The following is a 17469-nucleotide window of genomic DNA, read 5'->3' as shown; positions in this document are numbered from 1 at the left end:
TATTTTAATATTATGATAAACTACTTTTTGTAAATTTGAATTGCTTGTGCTGATGCTACTCTTTCATAAAGTTCCAGAATTTTCGGAGCTTCATTTTCCCAACAAAGTTCGTTTGCTGCAATTTCCAGTTGAGGAAGATAAGAACTTCTCCCCTTTTCTAAAACGGTTTTTACTTTTTCGGCCAAATGTTTTGGTTTGTGAGAAGTGATGAATTCGCCTACGTGATAATTTTCTACAATTTTCTGCATTTCGGGGAATTTAGAAACCACTACAGGAACTCTGGCTTGTATGTAATCTGAGATTTTATTCGGAAGTGAGTAGTAATAACTTAAGCCCTTATTTTCTTCAATGCTTAAACCTACATCTGCTTTTTCGGTGATTTTTCTTAAATCATCTGGATGAAGATTCCCTAAGAATTTTACTTTATTTTCTAGATGTAATTTTTTCGTAAGTTGTTGATATTCTTCTAAAAAAGGACCTCTTCCCGCAATGTGAAATTCTGCATTTTCAATAAATTGCATCGCTTCAATCATCTTATCAATTCCTCTGGAATAATTGATGGTTCCTTGGTAAAGAATGATTTTTGGAGAGTTTTCAACGAAATTTTTGGGTGGTTCTGATTTTTGAGGAAAATTTCTAATGACAATAGGTCTCTTAATCTTGTAAGTGCTCTCAAACCAGTTGGCATAAGAATCATTTGCCGTGATAAAATATTTGATTTTTCTAATCAAAGCATTTTCCAGAAGTCTCCAAACATGCTGAACCCAACGGTTGGTTACAGTTGGCATTTCGGTAAAAATCTCGTGACTGTCCCAAACTAAAGGAATTCCTTTGATTTTTGAAACCAGATAATTCGGTAAAAGTGCATCTAAATCGTTGGCGTGGAGAATTGTATTTCGGTCGGCTTTTTTCAGCAATTCAAAGAATAATTTCCACTGAAATTCTAAGTAAGCGAAACGTAATTTTTTGGACTGTAAAGAAATTCTTGAAAATGGATAAGGTCTTTGCATTTCGGTAGTTCCACCCCAATTATTGCCTATTACTTCTATTTGGTAAGCATTTTCGTGCAAGGTTTTGCAGAATTTTTCCACACGCTGATCGGTGTATAAATTATTGAAAACGCTTACCAAAATTTTCATTATAAAAAACTTTTAATCGTGTTTTATTAAATGATAAAGTTGTATAACGCAAAGAATTGCGTTAGGAATAATGATAGGCCACAACATTCCGCTGAAAACACCATAAATTACAAAAGCGATACAACCGATAAGATTAATCACTCTAATTTGCTTGATGTTTTTCACCATAAAGCTCAGCACTACAAAGAATGATGCAGCATAACCTACATAATTTGCCCAATTCGCGTCCATTTCAAAAAAATTTAAGACGACAAAATTACTAATTTCCTGCTATTAATTTTGTAAAATAATGTCATAAAGTCATAATATGAGTTTGGTAAAGTATTTGTAACTTTGATTTACGAAATCAATTCATATTGACTTCATTAGAATTTTATTGAGAGAAATTATCATGGAAAATAAATTTTCAGAAGGCTTAACCAAAGTCTTCAAACACAGTAAAAGCGAAGCAAAACGTTTGCATAGCGAATTTTTATCTACTGAACATTTCTTGCTGGGAATTATTCAGACGGATAATTCTGCTAAAGAAATTTTAGAAAATCTTCAGGCAGATCTTACTCAGATTCGCAGAAAGATTGAAAACATGAATGTAAATACCAATCCTTTTTTAGAAGAAAAGGAAAATATTTCTTTCACCAAATTAGCAGATTATGCGGTAAAAAGAGCAGATTTAGAATGCAGACAATACAGAGCTTCAGAAATTAATACTGTTCATCTTTTGTTAGGAATACTCTATAAAATGGAAGATCCTACTACCAATATTTTAAGCGCTTATGAAATTGATTATGATAGCGTAGCTAAAGAATATCAATCTATGCTTAAAAACTCTGGTCAATTGCCAAAAAGTTCTGCGTATGATGATGACGAAGAGCGTGAAGAATACGGTCAAATGAAAAAACCTACTGGAAATCTAGGAACAGGAAAAAGCAAAACGCCAACTTTAGATAATTTTGGTAGAGATCTTACTGCGCTAGCTTCTGAAGGGAAATTAGACCCTGTAATTGGTAGAGAAAAAGAAATTGAAAGGGTTTCTCAGATTCTGTCAAGACGTAAGAAAAATAATCCGCTTTTGATTGGGGAACCAGGCGTTGGTAAATCTGCGATTGCAGAAGGTTTAGCGCTTAGAATTATGCAGAAAAAAGTGTCTAGAGTTCTGTTTAATAAGCGTGTAATTACGTTAGATTTAGCAAGTCTAGTTGCTGGAACTAAATACAGAGGTCAGTTCGAAGAGAGAATGAAAGCGATTATGACGGAACTAGAGAAAAACAGAGACGTCATTCTTTTCATAGATGAGTTACACACGATTGTTGGTGCAGGAAGTTCTACAGGAAGTTTAGATGCTTCTAATATGTTTAAACCTGCTTTAGCAAGAGGCGAAATTCAATGCATCGGTGCGACTACTTTAGACGAATACCGTCAGTACATCGAAAAAGATGGTGCTTTAGAAAGACGTTTCCAAAAAGTAATGGTAGAACCTACTTCTGTGGAAGAAACCATTTTGATTTTGAATCAAATTAAAGACAAATACGAAGATCACCACAATGTAACGTATACAGACGAAGCGATTGCAGCGTGTGTAAACCTTACTTCGAGATATATTACCGATAGATTCCTTCCAGACAAAGCGATTGATGCGATGGACGAAGCAGGTTCTAGAGTGTATATCAAAAATATGAAAGTTCCTACTGACATCATTGAGCATGAAAAGCAAATTGAAGAAATCAAGGAACTTAAACAAAAAGCGGTAAAAGCTCAAGATTATTTAGAAGCGAGAAAATTAAAAGATGAAGAAGAGCGTTTACAACTAGAATTGGCTGTGGCTCAAGACAAATGGGACAAAGAAGTGAAGGAGAAAAAAGAAGTGGTAACCGAAGAAAATGTAGCTGAGGTAGTTTCGATGATGTCTGGAGTTCCAGTAACAAAAGTGGGCAAAAACGAGATGGATAAATTAGCCAATATGGATAATTTACTCAACGGAAAAGTTATTGGCCAAGAAGATGCTGTGAAAAAAGTGGTGAAAGCCATCCAAAGAAACAGAGCAGGATTGAAAGATCCGAACAGACCGATTGGTACGTTTATTTTCCTAGGAACAACGGGTGTTGGTAAAACCGAATTGGCAAAAGTAATGGCTCGTGAATTATTCGATTCTGATGATGCATTGATTAGAATAGACATGAGTGAATACATGGAGAAATTCGCGGTTTCTAGATTGGTAGGAGCGCCTCCAGGTTATGTAGGTTATGAAGAAGGCGGACAATTAACCGAAGCGGTTCGTAGAAAACCTTACGCTGTAGTTTTATTAGACGAAATAGAAAAAGCACACCCAGATGTTTTCAATATTTTATTGCAAATTTTAGATGAAGGTCACGTTACCGATTCTTTAGGAAGAAAAGTAGATTTCAGAAATACGATTATCATCTTGACTTCTAACATCGGAACCAGAGATTTAAAAGATTTCGGTGATGGAGTAGGATTCGGAACTTCTGCGAAGAAAACTTCTTCTGATGCTAGAGCGAGAGCAACCATAGAAAACGCTTTGAAAAAAGCTTTTGCGCCAGAATTCTTAAACAGAATAGACGATATTATTATTTTCAATTCTCTTGAAAAAGAAGACATCAAAAAAATTATTGACCTTGAGTTAAATAAACTCTACAAACGTCTAGAAAAACTAAACTACAAAGTAGAATTAACAGACGATGCTAGAGATTTCATCGCAGAGAAAGGTTGGGACAAAGATTTTGGAGCAAGACCTCTAAAACGTGCCATCCAAAAATATATAGAAGATTTATTGGCAGAAATGCTCGTAAATAAACAATTCTCTGAAGGCGAAACCGTAGTTCTAAAACTAAACGAAGCCAAAGATGCTTTAGAAGGTGAAACCCAAAAGAAATCTAAACAAAAAGCATAAAAAAACCTCCGAATTTTGGACTGCCCCCAAAAAGTTAGACACTTTTTAGGGGCATTTTTTATGGGGAAAAGTAAATATTCATTAGACTTTAAATTAAAAGCTATAAAGAGATATCACAAAGGGGATATTGGAACAGACGATTTAGGAAAACGCATTGGAGTTTGTGGTTCCTTGGTTCGTAAATGGATAAAATTTTATGAACTTTATGGAGTTTCAGGACTTGTTCGGCTTTCCAATACGCATTACACAAAAGATTTTAAATTAAAGATTTTATCAGTAATTGAGAAAGAGAATTTAAGTTTAAAAGAAGCGTCGAGAAGGTTTAATATTCCTGCGGAGTCCAGTATTCTTAGTTGGCAGCGTAATTACAAAAAAAATGGTATTTTAGGTTTAGAAAACATACCCAGAGGAAGACCTAAAACCATGAGTAATTACACGCGAAAAAAAAAGAAAACAGGCAAACCCTTAACAAGGGAGGAAGAACTGTTGGAGAGGATTTATTATTTAGAAGCCGAGAACGCCATTTTAAAAAAGTTAGACGCCTTAATTCAGGAAAGGAAAAATCCAAAGCCATCGAAGAGTTAAGGCAGGACTTTGATTTAGCAGTACTACTGCATTGTACATCGATGGCAAGAAGCAGTTTTTATTACTATCAAAAACGCTTTCAAATGAAAGATAAATATGCGGAAATAAAAGAAATGATTAAGCAGATTTATCATCGTCACAAAGGAAGGTTGGGCTATAGAAGAATTACTTTGCTTTTGAAAGAAAAAGGAATTTTGATTAATCACAAAACTGTTTTACGACTTATGAAAATATTAGGTTTAAAGAGTATTATCCGAGTGAAGAAATATAAATCTTACAAGGGAGAGCAAGGGAAAATTGCGCCCAATGTTCTACAGAGGAATTTCAAATCGGACACTCCTAATCAGAAATGGGCAACCGATGTTACAGAGTTTAATGTATCGGGTAATAAACTTTATCTATCTCCAATCATCGATTTATTTAATGGTGAAATTGTCAGTTTTGACTTATCTGAAAGACCTGTGTTTAGCCAAATCATCAGAATGCTAAAGAAATCATTCAGAAAAGTAAAATCTACACAAAACATCATTCTACATTCTGATCAAGGTTGGCAATATCAAATGAAACATTACCAAAACTTGTTAAAAGAAAAAGGTATTATTCAAAGTATGTCCCGAAAAGGAAACTGTTTGGACAATGCGGTGATAGAAAACTTTTTTGGAACGATAAAATCAGAAATGTTTTATGCCAGAAAGTTTGGTTCCATTCAGGAACTTAAGATGGAAATAGTGAAGTACATTCACTATTACAACAATGATAGAATAAGACTCAATCTCAAAGGAAAGAGTCCGGTACAGTACCGAACTCTTTCCTTTGAAAATATTGTTTAATTTTGTCTAAACTTTTGGGTGCAGTCTATTTTCGGAGGTTTTTATTTTTTAAAATATTCTACAACCCAAAAACCATCCCAATATTAGGTACAAAACCACTGCTGAAAATACTGCTGTTTTGTTTCCAAAGTACATTATACATTCCACCAATCTGCAAATAAGAATTGTTACCCATTCTTTGCATATAACCTCCGCCAATGTAAAGTGCAGATTCGTTTGAACTGTATTTTTCTTCTGAAGATTTTACTTTTTGATTGATAAAATATTCTTGAAATTGAGAACCTAAATAGAAATTTCTGCCCAAATAATAATTCACAAATGGTCCAATTCCAAACAAAGTGGAGTAAGAATAAGATGAGTTTTGCCAATTGAGACTGCTCATCAAACCTGCTTCTAAATTCTCAGAAATTTTATAGCCTACTTTTGGTGCAATATGTACTGCAATGCCGTTATTACTGCCAAAACCGCCCGTTAAACCAGCATAACCACCAAAAGTCCATTTAGAGTTTTGTGTAGAGGTTTCCACCTGAGAAAATGCCGAAAAAGACATCAAAATCAGAAAGAATAGAGATAATTTTTTCATTTTTAGAAAATTTCTATGATTCAAATTTAGCAGAAAAATTTCAAATGAGTTTTTAATTCGTAATTTTGCAGTCGTAAAACTTTCCCTTAACGAAAGCGTAACTCAATTATGAAAATAGTAGTCGGTTTATCAGGAGGTGTAGACTCCAGCGTTGCAGCGTATTTGTTGCAGAAACAAGGTCACGAAGTCATCGGACTTTTTATGAGAAATTGGAACGATGCTTCCGTAACTTTAGAAGATGAATGTCCTTGGATTGAAGACAGTAATGACGCCCTTTTAGTGGCCAAAAAACTGGGAATTCCGTTCCAAGTGATTGATATGAGCGAACTCTACAAAGAACGCATTGTAGATTATATGTTTGCCGAATACGAAAAGGGTAGAACTCCCAATCCTGATGTTTTGTGCAACCGAGAAGTAAAATTCGATGTTTTTTTAGAAACCGCACTTTCTCTAGGTGCAGATAAAGTAGCAACGGGACATTATGCAAGATTAGATTCTTTTACCAATGAAAATGGGGAAGAAGTGTATCAACTTTTGGCTGGAAAAGATAACAACAAAGACCAAAGTTATTTTTTGTGTCAATTGAGTCAAAAACAGCTTTCTAAAGCGCTTTTCCCGATTGGAGAACTCACCAAACCAGAAGTAAGAGAAATTGCCAGAGAAATGGAATTGGCAACTGCCGATAAAAAAGATTCTCAAGGTCTTTGTTTCATCGGGAAAGTAAGTTTGCCTACTTTTCTTCAGCAACAATTAAAAGCCAAAGAAGGCGAAATTGTAGAAATTTTCAGTGATTTTGCTGAATATCACAAAGAAAAACCTGAGTTTTCTTCAAAATTAGAAGAGTTAGAATATTTGTCTGCAAAAATCCATTACAAAAAATCAGACGGGAAAGTGATTGGCAAACATCAAGGTGCACAATTCTACACGATTGGTCAAAGTAAAGGCTTGGGAATTGGTGGTCATAAAGAATCTTGTTTCCTCATTTCCAGAGATATGGAAAATAATTTGGTGTATGTAGGAGAAGGAAGAAATTTCCCAGGATTGTTTAGAAAAGCCTTGAAAATTGACAATTCAGAATTGCATTGGGTTCGTGAAGATTTACGTCTTAAAAACGGAGAATCTATGGAAGTAATGGCGAGAATCAGGTACCGTCAACCTCTAGAAAAAGCCACGCTTTATCAGTTTGAAGAAGGATTTTTCATAGAATTCGAAAATCCACAATCTGCGATTGCAGAAGGACAGTTCGCAGCTTGGTATGTAGGCGAAGAATTATTAGGAAGCGGAGTGATTTCTTAGAAATTTTAAAAGTATAAAGGAAAGCAGTCTGTCTTAGGCTGCTTTTTTTATGTTTAGTGACCCGTCCTAAAATAAGTTTACACCAAATAGACTTATTATGGAAAATCGAGAGAAGACAGTAGAAAAGCGTACACAACAAGATTACACAATGGCTTTTAAATTAGGTATTGTAAGCCGTGTAGAAAAGGGCGAATTCACTTACAAACAGGCACAGCAACATTACGGTATCCAAGGTAGAAGTACCGTTTTGGTTTGGCTCAGAAAATATGGTAATTTAGATTGGAGCAAACCCACCATTCATACCATGTTACAATCCAAAGAAACACCCGCCGAAAAGATTAAAAGATTAGAGAAAGAATTAGCTGATGAGAAACTAAAAACCAAAGTTCTCAATATGATGATTGATATCTCGGACAAGCAATACGGCACACAGATTCGAAAAAAGTTTACGCCCAAACAGTCAGACAACTCCAAGAAAAAGGATTGAGTTTATCCAAAATCTGCAGATTGTTTGGGATAAGCAGACAAGCCATTTACCAGCAGCGCCAAAGATTATGTGTTCGGGAAAAAGAATTGGAGAAAGTTAAACGATTTGTTGAGGAGATTCGTTTAGAACAGCCCAGAATAGGAACAAGAAAACTTTATTATTTGCTTAAAAATAAGTTCAAGCTTGAAAAGATAAAAATAGGCAGAGATGCGCTGTTCAATTATTTACGAAGAGAAAACCTGCTTATTTATCCTAAGAAAAGATATACAAGAACAACTTTCTCCAAACACTGGCTCAGAAAACACCCCAACCTTTTGAAAACGACTTGCCTGAAAAGAAAAGAACAGGTATTTGTAAGCGATATCACTTATATAAAAACCAAAACGAATGTCTGTTATTTATCTTTGGTTACGGATGCTTACAGCAGAAAAATAATGGGTTACGAATTAAGTGAAAATATGAATGCTGAAAATGTAGTCAAAGCTCTGAAAATGGCCGTTAAAAACAGAACAACACATCTTCCGCTTATTCATCACTCAGACAGAGGATTGCAATATTGCTCAGAAGTGTATCAGAAAGTACTTGTTGAAAACAAAATAAAACCCTCAATGACAGATGGCTATGATTGTTATCAAAATGCTTTGGCAGAAAGAATAAACGGAATATTGAAGCAGGAATTTTTAATTTATAAATGCAAAAACATTCAGGATTTAAAACAAATGGTTAAAGAAAGTATTTATATTTACAACAACAAAAGACCACATCTTAGTCTGAAGATGAAAACCCCGGAAACAATCCACAAAAAATCCGGAAAATCAATATCTTCCGGATTGGTATCTTAATGTAAAACTTGTAAACCTATTTTAGGATTAGTCATAGAATAAGAAAAAACCTTATCAATAAAGGCTTTTAAGCAATAAAAACTTTTATTTTGAAGTTATAATTAAAATGATGCTTATGAATTACAATGAACTCTATGAAATTTTAAAAGAAAACTTTGAAAAAGAAGGAAATTTCAAAACAATTGAAGACCTAAATGTAACGATAGAAACCATTCATTTTCATTCTAAAAAAGCAGATTTACTCAATGGTTCTTTTTCTACCACTTCTTGCGAAAAACACCAAACACATTTCAAGGAAAGCAATGAAAATCAAACGCTTTACGGTTTTTCCAGCATTGATGTAAAAGATTTTGACATCGAAAGAAATAAGCATTTTGAATATTATATTCTCAAAAGAGCAGATGTAGAAATCGCCGAAGGAACGCTTATTTTTTTCCATGGATTGAACGAGAAAAAGTGGGATAAATATTTACCTTGGGCTTATGAATTGGCTCAAAAAACCAAAAAAGCCATCATTCTTTTTCCGATTGCTTTTCACATGAACAGAGCCGAAGAAATCTGGAGTGACAGACGTGCAATGGTAGAAGTAGCACAGTTCAGAAAGAAAAATTATCCCGAAAATACCAATTGTTCATTTGTAAATGCAGCAATTAGTTCACGTTTAGAAGCACATCCTCAGAGAATTTTTTGGTCTGGTTTTCAGACATATTCAGATGTGATACAAGTGGTGAAAGATATTAGAAATCAGAAGATTAAAAGTATTTCAACGGAAACTTCTATTGATTTATTTGGCTATTCTATTGGTTCATTTTTGTCGATGATTTTAAAAATGGCAGATCCTGAAGGAATTTTTGAAAATTCTAAATTATTCTGTTTTTGTGGCGGAATGACGATTGATAGAATGTTCCCGATTTCTAAATACATTATGGATGCAAGAGCAGCTATAAAAATGCAAACGGTTTTCGCAGAATTGTTAAGCTCTGATTTCCAGTCAGATGAAAGATTAGGTCATTTTCAAGACGAGAAATTACATCCGCAGGAAAGTTGGTTCAAAATGATGTTGAGGTACAATTATTTCCAAAAAGAAAGAGAAGACAGAATTAAAAAACTGCATCATCAAATCAAACTCTATGTCCTTGAAAAAGACGAAGTTGCACCACCAATGGAAGCACTCAATACTTTGCAAGGTGGTTACAGAAATATAAAAACAGAGGTAGAAATTCAGGATTTTCCTTATGAATATTCACACATGGTTCCGTTTCCTTTAACCAATAAAATTCAGAAAGAAGTTACGGAAGCTTTTCAGCATTTTATCAATTCTGCGAGTGAGTTTTATAAGGGTTAATTTCTACCAAAACAATCTTTTAAACTGATATAAATAATAATTAAAGCTAATCCTCCAAAGATTATTTGGTCTATTAAAACATCATAGCGATATTTGGGAAGTTGATGTTCTGGATAATAAATTTCCCAAACCTTTGTATTAGCAAATTTTGTTAAAATTTCTGGAGTTATTGGGATTCTTTCTACGCTATCATAAGGAGGTTTAAAGAATATTTTTCCAATTGAAAAGTTATTGCTAATTTCTTCTTCATTATGAAAATACCATAAATAATTATCAAAGTTTACTCCATATTTTTTGTGATAGCTTCCAAGAAATTCATCCATATCATCACCATAAATCCCTAAAGAAAAAATATCAGTGTCAGGAAAAATATTATCTTCTTTTAAGAAATCTTTTGTAAAATCTACAATTTCTTCTATAGTAATCATTTTCAATTTTGCACTTTCAATTTTCAATTACTTCACCAACCAATCCTTAAAATCTTTCACACGTTCTCTACTTACCGTAATTTCTTCGGCTGGTTGCGCTTGCAATTCTACTTTGTAATTCGGTGAAGTATGAATGTTTTTGATACAATCTGAACTGATGATAAACTGCCTGTTTACCCGGAAAAACGTCTTTTCATCCAAAACTTCTTCCAATTCATCTAAGGTAAAATCTGTTGGGAAACTGCGTTCTAAAGTTTGAGCGTAAACAATTTTGTTTTCAGAATAAAAACAACAAATTTCTTCGGTTTTAACCACTTTCAAATTATATCCAATTTTTACCAAAATTCTAGACAATTTCGGTTGATCTTCTTTGATTAAAGATTTCATTTCCAAAGCGTTGTGCGTTTCTTCTGAAGGCAAAAAACTTTTGAATTTTTCAATTGCTTTGGCTAAATCTTCCTCTGAAATTGGCTTGAGAAGATAATCTATGGAATTGAGTTTGAAGGCTTTTAAGGTATATTGATCAAAAGCAGTGGTGTAAATAATGAAACTTTTGGTAGGAACTTTCTCAAAAATATCAAAAGACAAACCATCACCCAAAACGATGTCTGAAAATATTAGTTTCGGATGTTCGTTTTTACTGAACCAATCTACAGCGTCTTCCACAGAATGGAGCGTTGCAACCAATTGTAAATCAGTAAAATTGCTTATTAATCTTTCGAGTTTTCTCGCGGCTGGTTTTTCGTCTTCTATAATTACTACTTTCATATTCTTTAATTCAAATTTTCAAGGTAAAAGCTTAGGGTTTCTAATGTCATTCTGAGTGAAGTGAAACGGAATGAAGAATCTATTTTTAAGAATAATTTCATCTCCAAATTAGCTCATTTTTTATATTTTCAAATTTCTATTTCTTTCCATCAATTCACGTATTTTCTTTTCTTCCCAGTTTTTTCCGAGGATAAAATTAGGCAAGAAAACGGATAAACCATGAGCAAAAAGTCCAATTCCCCAAAGTCCGATTCCCCAGAATTGATTTTGCTGGAAAAACGTTTCAAAAGAATCGTATTTTATGGATGTTGACAGAATTAAAAACAAGTTGACCAAAACATAAACCAAAGCGTGAATATAGAAACCTTTGATTTCTTTCACCCTTTTTTTGGCTCTTTCGTATTGAATATTTTTATCGTTTATAGGTTCCATTTTTTAATTTTTTTGTTTGTATTTCTCCATTAATTCTTTGGTTTTTCTTTCTTCCCAATTTCTGAAATAAGGCGTGAATAAATAAATTCCGTAACCCAAAAGAAAAATTCCCCACAAGATTACAATCCAAACGCTGTAATTTCTAGAAATATTAAGAAGATTCCCGTCATAATTTCGGCTAACAATGAAATAACCCACCGCTAAATATCCCAAAACCATGTAATAATACGTTCTGATGTCTTTTACTCTTTTTTGTGCTTTTTTGTAAGCAATTTCGTTGAATTTATTTTGATTTTCCATAGTTATTTCCATTTTCTGGCGTTTTCTTCTTCTTTTTCCATGTATTTTTTGATTTGGCGCTCTTCCCAATCTGTTCCGATTCCGAAAGTCTTAATTCCGTGAGAAATTACACCGATTCCCCAACCTAGCATTGGCCACCAAAACCAATGATATTTAGGCGAAGTTTGGAAGTTGATAAAAATTAAAAATGGGATAAAAATGCAGTAAGAAATTAAGTTTCCGTAGAAACCTTTGAGTTCTTCTACGCGTTTTGCAGCTTTTTCGTAAGCCAATTGTTCTTGTGATGGAGTATATGGATTCATAGGGTTCAATTTTTCTGTTAAAATAGGGAGTTTCACACGGAAGAAAGCTTCTGATTTTTCTACGAAGACATTTCTTTCGGTTAATAAATTATATCTCGAAACTATGTTCGCTAAACCTACGCCTGTAGATGTATTCGGCAATTCTCTGGTTTGCAAATTATTTTCGATGATGAGGTTTCCTTTTTCTGTAAATATTTTGATATTCAATGGTTTAGATGAGGTGGCAAAATTGTGTTTAATAGAATTTTCGAGCAAAAGTTGCAAAGAAAGTGGTACTACAAAACCTTTTTTGTCTTCCTCTGAAATGTTGAAATCAAAGGTTACTGCGTCTTCAAATCTGGTTTTCAAGAGTTCGCAATAGGTTTTGGCAAAGTCTATTTCTTCTTCCACCGAAACCAATTCCTTGTCTTTTTGTTCCAAGACATAGCGATATATCTTCGACATAGAATTGGTAAAACGTTGCGCTTGAACAGGATTTTCCTCAATCAAAGAATCTAAAACATTCAGAGAATTGAATAAAAAATGCGGGTCTAATTGATTTTTTAAACTTTCGAATTGCGCATTGGCTGATTTGGCGATAAGTTTTTGTTCTACTACTTCTTTTTTGGTAGAGTTTTTCCAAGCCGCCATAAAACCTCTAGCGTGACCAATTGCCGAAATCATAATCGCAAAATTGATGAAAAACCAATTGATGAAGTTCATCTCTCCATTGAAGAATTTTTCTGGATTTTTGCCTTGTATAATAATGAAATTCAGATAATTACAAAAATAAACCAGCGCAATATTCATCACCAAAGTTCCTACAATCGCCGCAATGGTTCTTTTGCGCGTTTCATCTGTCCACGAAAATTTAGAATCTAGATAATCGTTTAAAAAACCGTTTCCTAAACCTATGAAAAACGTGTACATTCCAGAAATAAGGAAAGTAACAGAGTACCTTTCGAATGTTTTTTCTCCTGGATCAATTAAGAAGATAAAAAGACTTACAATAATATTGATGTAGAGTAGGTTAAGTGCCGTTTTTTTGATTACCTCGAGTTTCATTTTCTAAAAATAATATTTTAAAATTATTTTTCGTTTAAAATTTCTTGGATTTTTCTTTCTTCCCAGTTTCTGCCTAAAAATAGCTCACCACCAAAAACCGATAAACCATGAGCCAATAAGCCGAAACCCCAGAAAAAAGCCGTGTAATAATTATCCATGTTATTAAAACCTTTTCCGTCTGCAATTACATTAGAGAAAATAATAAATACGTTTACCAATACGAAAACCAAAGCGTGCGTGTAAAAACCTTTGATTCTTTTTACGTGCTTTCTAGCGTTTTCTAGTTTCTGTTCTTGTGTAGTTTTGTACGTTTCCATAGTGTTTGAATTTTAAAAATTAATATTTTGTGATTGGGTTAAATTTCTTGATGTAAAGGTAGTTTTATAAGAGGCGCTTTCAAATTTTAGTTGACTGAACCGTCATTTTTGTATACTGAAATGTAATTTAATCCTTAAAGGATTTCAAATCCTTTAAGGATTGGAAATGAAAAAATGTTATTTTTACAAAAAAACTAATGGATTCTTTAGCCTTAATACCTGGAAATTTTTACCATATTTATAATAGGGGAAATAATGGACAAGATATTTTCTTTGAGAATGAAAATTATATTTTTTTTCTTAATCGATACGACAGATATATTTCGCCCTTTTGTGAAACGATAGCTTGGGTTCTTTTAAAAAATCATTTTCATATTTTAATTTATGTTAAAGATTATGAAGATTTTAATATGAATAACCTAGAATATTCAACTGTGAAAAGTCCCAAACGTATAGATTTGCATTTACAATTTGGACACTTTTTTAATTCTTATGCAAAAGCTATTAATAAACGATATAAAAGAACAGGAAGCCTATTCGAGAAAAAATTTGAAAGAAAAATTGTAAATTCTGATACTTATTTACAAAATCTGATACATTATATCCACTATAATCCTGTAAAACATCGTTTTACGGAAAATATTTGGGATTATCCTTGGAGTTCTTATGAAAGCGTTTTATCTAGTAAACCCACAAAACTTAAAAGAGAATTTGTTCTTAATTTATTTAAAAACAAAAAAGTCTTCGAAGAAGAGCACCAAAAAGAAAAAAATTATATAGACATTGAAGATTTAATTATTGAATATTAAAAAATCCTTTAAGGATTCTTAATCCTTAAAGGATTGAAATAAAACTATTTCGCTTGAGAAATAAAATAATTTGCTTCACCTTGTCCCCAATTTGGATCAAGAGAAGATTTTAATTTATAAGTTTTGAACTGTTCTAAAGCTTTCTTAAAAAGTTCAATTCCTTTGGTTTTGCTTCCGCCGAATTGTTCTGGAGTGAAATATAAATCTTCGGCTTCCATAATTGTAATTCTAGGATTTTCTGGATCTAATTTTTTAGCTTCAGCAAGAGCATTTTGAGCAGCGAGACCTTCAGTTTGCCATCTTTCCATAGGATTTACCATCATTTTAAGTCCGTGATTCATTTTTTTCAAAATATAGATTTCTGCATTATTTGGAGAAAGTGCTTCTGCTTTATCAATGTAATTTTGAGCCTCTTTTGCCACTTCGTCTAGTTGCGCAATTTGGTTTTGTTGCATCAGTGTTCTTCCTTTTTTTAGAATCGAAAAAGCGGCGTAATAATACGGTTGCCAAAGTGTTTTTTCTTTGTCTCCAATTCTTGCAAAATCATTGGCTTGAGCAGTGTAATCATCTGGATTAGGTTTTGGCATTTCGATGGCTTGAACTTTCGGCATCATGGCTTTTTCGTAAGCAGTTTGTGCAAAAGTGTAAGTAGTTGTAAATGCGAAAGAAAGTGCTAAAATTGTTTTTTGTAAAGTTTTCATATATAATATTTTTTAGTTGTTTCAATTTTATGGTTCAAAGATATTTTGAAAGAAATTTTCTTGAAATTTTAGTTCACCGAACTGTAGTTTTTCTTGACTGAATGGTTTGTATGGTCAATTTTGGACTTAATTCTATAAGTTATTATTAATGGCTTCTTGAGTTCTGTCTGTCCCAAAACTGATGAATGCACCGATGAACACAAAAGTATTGGTAGGAGGAACGATGGCTCTAGATTTCAATCCATTGCTCGAAAAATTGTATCCAAATTCATTTTTAGTTCCTAGAATGTTATTGATAGAGAGCACCAAAACGGTGAAAGCTCTTGCATCTTTTTTGCCTAAATTCGGTAAATAATTAAGGCTGAAATTCACCGCTTGATAATCTTTTACAAAGCCTTGATTTTTGAGATCAGTATTACCATTTTCGGTCACGAAATTGTAATAAGGTCTTCCGGAATTGTAGTTGTAAGAAAAATTGAAACCTGTTTTCCAAGCGGTAATAAATTTTTTAGCAACGATAGAAATTGTGTGTTTTGCTGCAAAATTTGGGAAAAGTTGCTGGTTGTAATTCAGATAGTCTCTCTTAGAATCGAGATAAGAATAAGAAATCCAATAATCTATGTTTTTTAAAGTTTTTTTGTCTCTCCAAAAAAGTTCAATTCCCTTTGCATAGCCACTTCCGTTGTTATTGATGGCAATTGGTTTGTAGAAATTATTAGAAGTTTTTACCAAATCTTCGTATTTTTTGTAATAGGTTTCAAATCTCAAACTTCTACCATCCACAGTTCTTTGGAGTTGGAAAATGTAATGTTCTGCTCTTTGATAATTGGGTTGATAATTTTCGGTAAAAAATCTACTTTCAGGATTTTGGAAGAAAGTTCCGTAAGCTAATGAACTTGTCCATTCTTTAGAAATTCTGTAAGCCATGGCAAATCTTGGCGAAAAATTCCAGTGGTTAATAGAAGAAGAATTTTCTGCTCTTGCTCCTATTTTTAAGGATAAATCATTGCTGATTCCCAAATCAGTTTCCGCAAAAAGTGATGTGATATCATCTCTAAATTCATATTTTTTTTGAGCGATGAAAACCCAAGTTTCTTCTTTGGTTGTATTCAGTTCTATTCCTGCTCTTATTGCCGAAATTTTAAATAATTTTCTCTCAATCAAAGCTTTGGCGTTGAAATAATTGCCTTTAGAATCTATGTCATTATTGAATTGAGAACTTCCGTTTTGGTCTACATTAGAAAAATGAAGAATATTTTGGTTAAAAGTATATGAACTTCCAAGATTCAAAGTATATCTGCCAAATTTTTCTCTGTAAGAAAGCGAGTGAAATGTATTTTTCCCGTTTTGATTGATTTTATCAGAAGAAGTTTCGTTGTCTAAATTGGGAGAAGAAAGCTTCATAGAACTGGTGTCATAACTTCCGTAATATTTGATAAAACCGCCTCTTGACGTTTTAATTCTGAAGTTTCCATTGCCACCGAAACTTTGAGGTGCTTTTTCGAAATCGGTATTGAATTTTAGAATTTTCTGAATGAGTTCTAGGTTAGAATAGCCTAAAGAAATTCCGTAAGAATGTGTTTTTTCTTGATTAACTCGCTGAATTCCGCCGCTTGCAAAAATGGGAGAAATCCCAAAATCTGCAGCATTTCTCTCTGGTAAATCGATACTTTCCAAAGCTAAAACTCCAGATAAAGCTTGTCCGTAAACTGCAGAATAACCACCACTCGAAAATACATTTCCTTTAAAAAGCGAAGTATTCAATCTATCCATCGCTTTAATTCCGGGTACAGAATTTCCGAAATAATTATTGACCAAATTTCCGTCCATGAAGAATTTGGTTTCCGTTCCGGTTCCTCCTCTCACGAAAAGACCTTCTGATTCTCCCACTTTTTGAACTCCAGGTAAGGTTTCTAGTGCCGAAGAAATTTGACCATTGGCTCCAGCTGTTGTGTAAACGTCAATTGGTGTCAATAGAGTAGTGGCGCGTTTTTTATCGCTGGCTTCTATGCTTCCCGCAGAAATGACTACTGCATCTATTTCGCTCACCGATTCTTTTAGTTCAGCATTTAGAATAAGGTTTTTGTCTTCAATTTGAATAGATTTTTCAATTTCTATAAATTTAGGATGAGAGAAAATCAAGGTTTGGCTTCCTTTTTCAGAAGTTTCAAATTTGTAATTTCCTGTTTCGTCTGTTGTAGCGCCATCATAAGTATCTTTCAGTGTTACAGAAACATCTTTCAGCGGTTTGTTATTTCTTCCTAAAACTTTTCCAGAAATGGTAATTTGAGCAATTAAGGTAAAGGTAAAGGCAAAGGTAAAGAGTAATGTAAAAATGCGAGTTTTCATAATT

General features: G+C 33.3%; 17 protein-coding genes. 6 read left to right on the top strand and 11 right to left on the bottom strand.

Going from position 1 to position 17469, the window contains the following annotated elements; translation table 11 throughout:
• Positions 1-20: 20 nt before the first annotated feature.
• Positions 21-1139 carry a glycosyltransferase gene (locus KKQ79_RS11260; protein ID WP_213190216.1) on the bottom strand — a complete coding sequence of 373 codons (1119 nt, stop codon included), beginning with the start codon at positions 1137-1139 and terminating at the stop codon, positions 21-23.
• Positions 1140-1151: 12 nt separating this feature from the next.
• Positions 1152-1370 carry a uroporphyrinogen decarboxylase gene (locus tag KKQ79_RS11255; RefSeq protein WP_069799835.1) on the bottom strand — a complete coding sequence of 73 codons (219 nt, stop codon included), beginning with the start codon at positions 1368-1370 and terminating at the stop codon, positions 1152-1154.
• A gap of 160 nt (positions 1371-1530) precedes the next feature.
• On the opposite strand from KKQ79_RS11255, the gene KKQ79_RS11250 reads away from it, so the two are divergent.
• Together KKQ79_RS11250 and KKQ79_RS11245 are read left to right on the top strand one after the other, a co-directional pair.
• Positions 1531-4047, top strand: coding sequence for an ATP-dependent Clp protease ATP-binding subunit (locus KKQ79_RS11250; RefSeq protein ID WP_213190215.1), 2517 nt, complete (start codon positions 1531-1533; stop codon positions 4045-4047).
• 60 nt (positions 4048-4107) lie between these two features.
• A protein-coding gene (locus KKQ79_RS11245; protein WP_213190656.1) for an IS3 family transposase occupies positions 4108-5462 on the top strand; the annotation gives its coding sequence in 2 pieces (ribosomal slippage) (positions 4108-4582 and positions 4582-5462; 1356 coding nt in all).
• A 58-nt stretch (positions 5463-5520) separates the two neighbouring features.
• On the opposite strand, the gene KKQ79_RS11240 is transcribed toward KKQ79_RS11245, so the two are convergent.
• Positions 5521-6045, bottom strand: coding sequence for a hypothetical protein (locus tag KKQ79_RS11240; RefSeq protein WP_213190214.1), 525 nt, complete (start codon positions 6043-6045; stop codon positions 5521-5523).
• A gap of 108 nt (positions 6046-6153) precedes the next feature.
• On the opposite strand from KKQ79_RS11240, the gene mnmA reads away from it, so the two are divergent.
• The 3 genes from mnmA (at position 6154) to KKQ79_RS11225 (ending at position 10015) form a co-directional block, all read left to right on the top strand.
• Positions 6154-7341 (top strand): tRNA 2-thiouridine(34) synthase MnmA, encoded by a 1188-nt coding sequence (gene mnmA, locus KKQ79_RS11235; protein WP_213190213.1) that lies wholly within the window; start codon positions 6154-6156, stop codon positions 7339-7341.
• Positions 7342-7438: 97 nt separating this feature from the next.
• A protein-coding gene (locus KKQ79_RS11230; protein WP_250131172.1) for an IS3 family transposase occupies positions 7439-8670 on the top strand; the annotation gives its coding sequence in 2 pieces (ribosomal slippage) (positions 7439-7787 and positions 7787-8670; 1233 coding nt in all).
• 115 nt (positions 8671-8785) lie between these two features.
• On the top strand, positions 8786-10015 hold the full coding sequence (locus KKQ79_RS11225; protein ID WP_213190212.1) for a DUF6051 family protein: 1230 nt from the start codon (positions 8786-8788) through the stop codon (positions 10013-10015).
• Here the strand turns inward: KKQ79_RS11225 and KKQ79_RS11220 are convergent.
• The 6 genes from KKQ79_RS11220 to KKQ79_RS11195 form a co-directional block, all read right to left on the bottom strand.
• On the bottom strand, positions 10012-10443 hold the full coding sequence (locus KKQ79_RS11220; protein WP_213190211.1) for a DUF1493 family protein: 432 nt from the start codon (positions 10441-10443) through the stop codon (positions 10012-10014). The genes KKQ79_RS11225 and KKQ79_RS11220 overlap by 4 nt on opposite strands.
• 27 nt (positions 10444-10470) lie before the next feature.
• On the bottom strand, positions 10471-11211 hold the full coding sequence (locus tag KKQ79_RS11215) for a LytR/AlgR family response regulator transcription factor (protein WP_213190210.1): 741 nt from the start codon (positions 11209-11211) through the stop codon (positions 10471-10473).
• Between the two features lie 120 nt (positions 11212-11331).
• On the bottom strand, positions 11332-11643 hold the full coding sequence (locus KKQ79_RS11210) for a 2TM domain-containing protein (protein WP_213190209.1): 312 nt from the start codon (positions 11641-11643) through the stop codon (positions 11332-11334).
• A 3-nt stretch (positions 11644-11646) separates the two neighbouring features.
• A complete protein-coding gene (locus KKQ79_RS11205) occupies positions 11647-11955 on the bottom strand; it encodes a 2TM domain-containing protein (protein ID WP_213190208.1) in 309 nt (102 codons plus the stop codon).
• A complete protein-coding gene (locus KKQ79_RS11200; protein WP_213190207.1) occupies positions 11946-13289 on the bottom strand; it encodes a 2TM domain-containing protein in 1344 nt (447 codons plus the stop codon). Before KKQ79_RS11200 ends, KKQ79_RS11205 begins: the two co-directional genes overlap by 10 nt.
• A 23-nt stretch (positions 13290-13312) precedes the next feature.
• Positions 13313-13606, bottom strand: a complete 294-nt coding sequence (locus tag KKQ79_RS11195) for a 2TM domain-containing protein (RefSeq protein ID WP_213190206.1) — start codon at positions 13604-13606, stop codon at positions 13313-13315.
• A 410-nt stretch (positions 13607-14016) separates the two neighbouring features.
• Between KKQ79_RS11195 and KKQ79_RS11190 the strand changes: the two genes are divergently transcribed.
• Entirely contained in the window at positions 14017-14415 is a 399-nt protein-coding gene (locus KKQ79_RS11190; RefSeq protein WP_213190205.1) for a hypothetical protein, read from the top strand.
• A 44-nt stretch (positions 14416-14459) separates the two neighbouring features.
• Here KKQ79_RS11190 and KKQ79_RS11185 read toward each other — a convergent pair whose 3' ends face one another.
• Positions 14460-15116, bottom strand: a complete 657-nt coding sequence (locus KKQ79_RS11185; protein WP_213190204.1) for a hypothetical protein — start codon at positions 15114-15116, stop codon at positions 14460-14462.
• Between the two features lie 132 nt (positions 15117-15248).
• The gene (locus tag KKQ79_RS11180; protein ID WP_213190203.1) at positions 15249-17465 is read right to left on the bottom strand and encodes a TonB-dependent receptor; all 2217 of its coding nucleotides are present in this window, start codon (positions 17463-17465) and stop codon (positions 15249-15251) included.
• Positions 17466-17469: the final 4 nt, after the last annotated feature.

This window comes from Cloacibacterium caeni (assembly GCF_907163125.1).
Classification (GTDB): domain Bacteria; phylum Bacteroidota; class Bacteroidia; order Flavobacteriales; family Weeksellaceae; genus Cloacibacterium; species Cloacibacterium caeni_B.
The sequence above is the reverse complement of the archived record's forward strand: the minus strand, read 5'-3'. Positions and strand labels throughout refer to the sequence as shown.

Bases quoted from the DNA above. Each gene is read 5' to 3' on its own strand.
- KKQ79_RS11225 (WP_213190212.1), top strand. From the start codon at position 8,786: ATGAATTACAATGAACTCTATGAAATTTTAAAAGAAAACTTTGAAAAA.
- KKQ79_RS11250 (WP_213190215.1), top strand. From the start codon at position 1,531: ATGGAAAATAAATTTTCAGAAGGCTTAACCAAAGTCTTCAAACACAGT.
- KKQ79_RS11220 (WP_213190211.1), bottom strand. From the start codon at position 10,443: ATGATTACTATAGAAGAAATTGTAGATTTTACAAAAGATTTCTTAAAA.
- KKQ79_RS11215 (WP_213190210.1), bottom strand. From the start codon at position 11,211: ATGAAAGTAGTAATTATAGAAGACGAAAAACCAGCCGCGAGAAAACTC.
- KKQ79_RS11200 (WP_213190207.1), bottom strand. From the start codon at position 13,289: ATGAAACTCGAGGTAATCAAAAAAACGGCACTTAACCTACTCTACATC.
- KKQ79_RS11195 (WP_213190206.1), bottom strand. From the start codon at position 13,606: ATGGAAACGTACAAAACTACACAAGAACAGAAACTAGAAAACGCTAGA.
- KKQ79_RS11190 (WP_213190205.1), top strand. From the start codon at position 14,017: ATGAATAACCTAGAATATTCAACTGTGAAAAGTCCCAAACGTATAGAT.
- KKQ79_RS11240 (WP_213190214.1), bottom strand. From the start codon at position 6,045: ATGAAAAAATTATCTCTATTCTTTCTGATTTTGATGTCTTTTTCGGCA.
- KKQ79_RS11255 (WP_069799835.1), bottom strand. From the start codon at position 1,370: ATGGACGCGAATTGGGCAAATTATGTAGGTTATGCTGCATCATTCTTT.
- KKQ79_RS11180 (WP_213190203.1), bottom strand. From the start codon at position 17,465: ATGAAAACTCGCATTTTTACATTACTCTTTACCTTTGCCTTTACCTTT.
- KKQ79_RS11185 (WP_213190204.1), bottom strand. From the start codon at position 15,116: ATGAAAACTTTACAAAAAACAATTTTAGCACTTTCTTTCGCATTTACA.
- KKQ79_RS11260 (WP_213190216.1), bottom strand. From the start codon at position 1,139: ATGAAAATTTTGGTAAGCGTTTTCAATAATTTATACACCGATCAGCGT.
- mnmA (WP_213190213.1), top strand. From the start codon at position 6,154: ATGAAAATAGTAGTCGGTTTATCAGGAGGTGTAGACTCCAGCGTTGCA.
- KKQ79_RS11205 (WP_213190208.1), bottom strand. From the start codon at position 11,955: ATGGAAATAACTATGGAAAATCAAAATAAATTCAACGAAATTGCTTAC.
- KKQ79_RS11210 (WP_213190209.1), bottom strand. From the start codon at position 11,643: ATGGAACCTATAAACGATAAAAATATTCAATACGAAAGAGCCAAAAAA.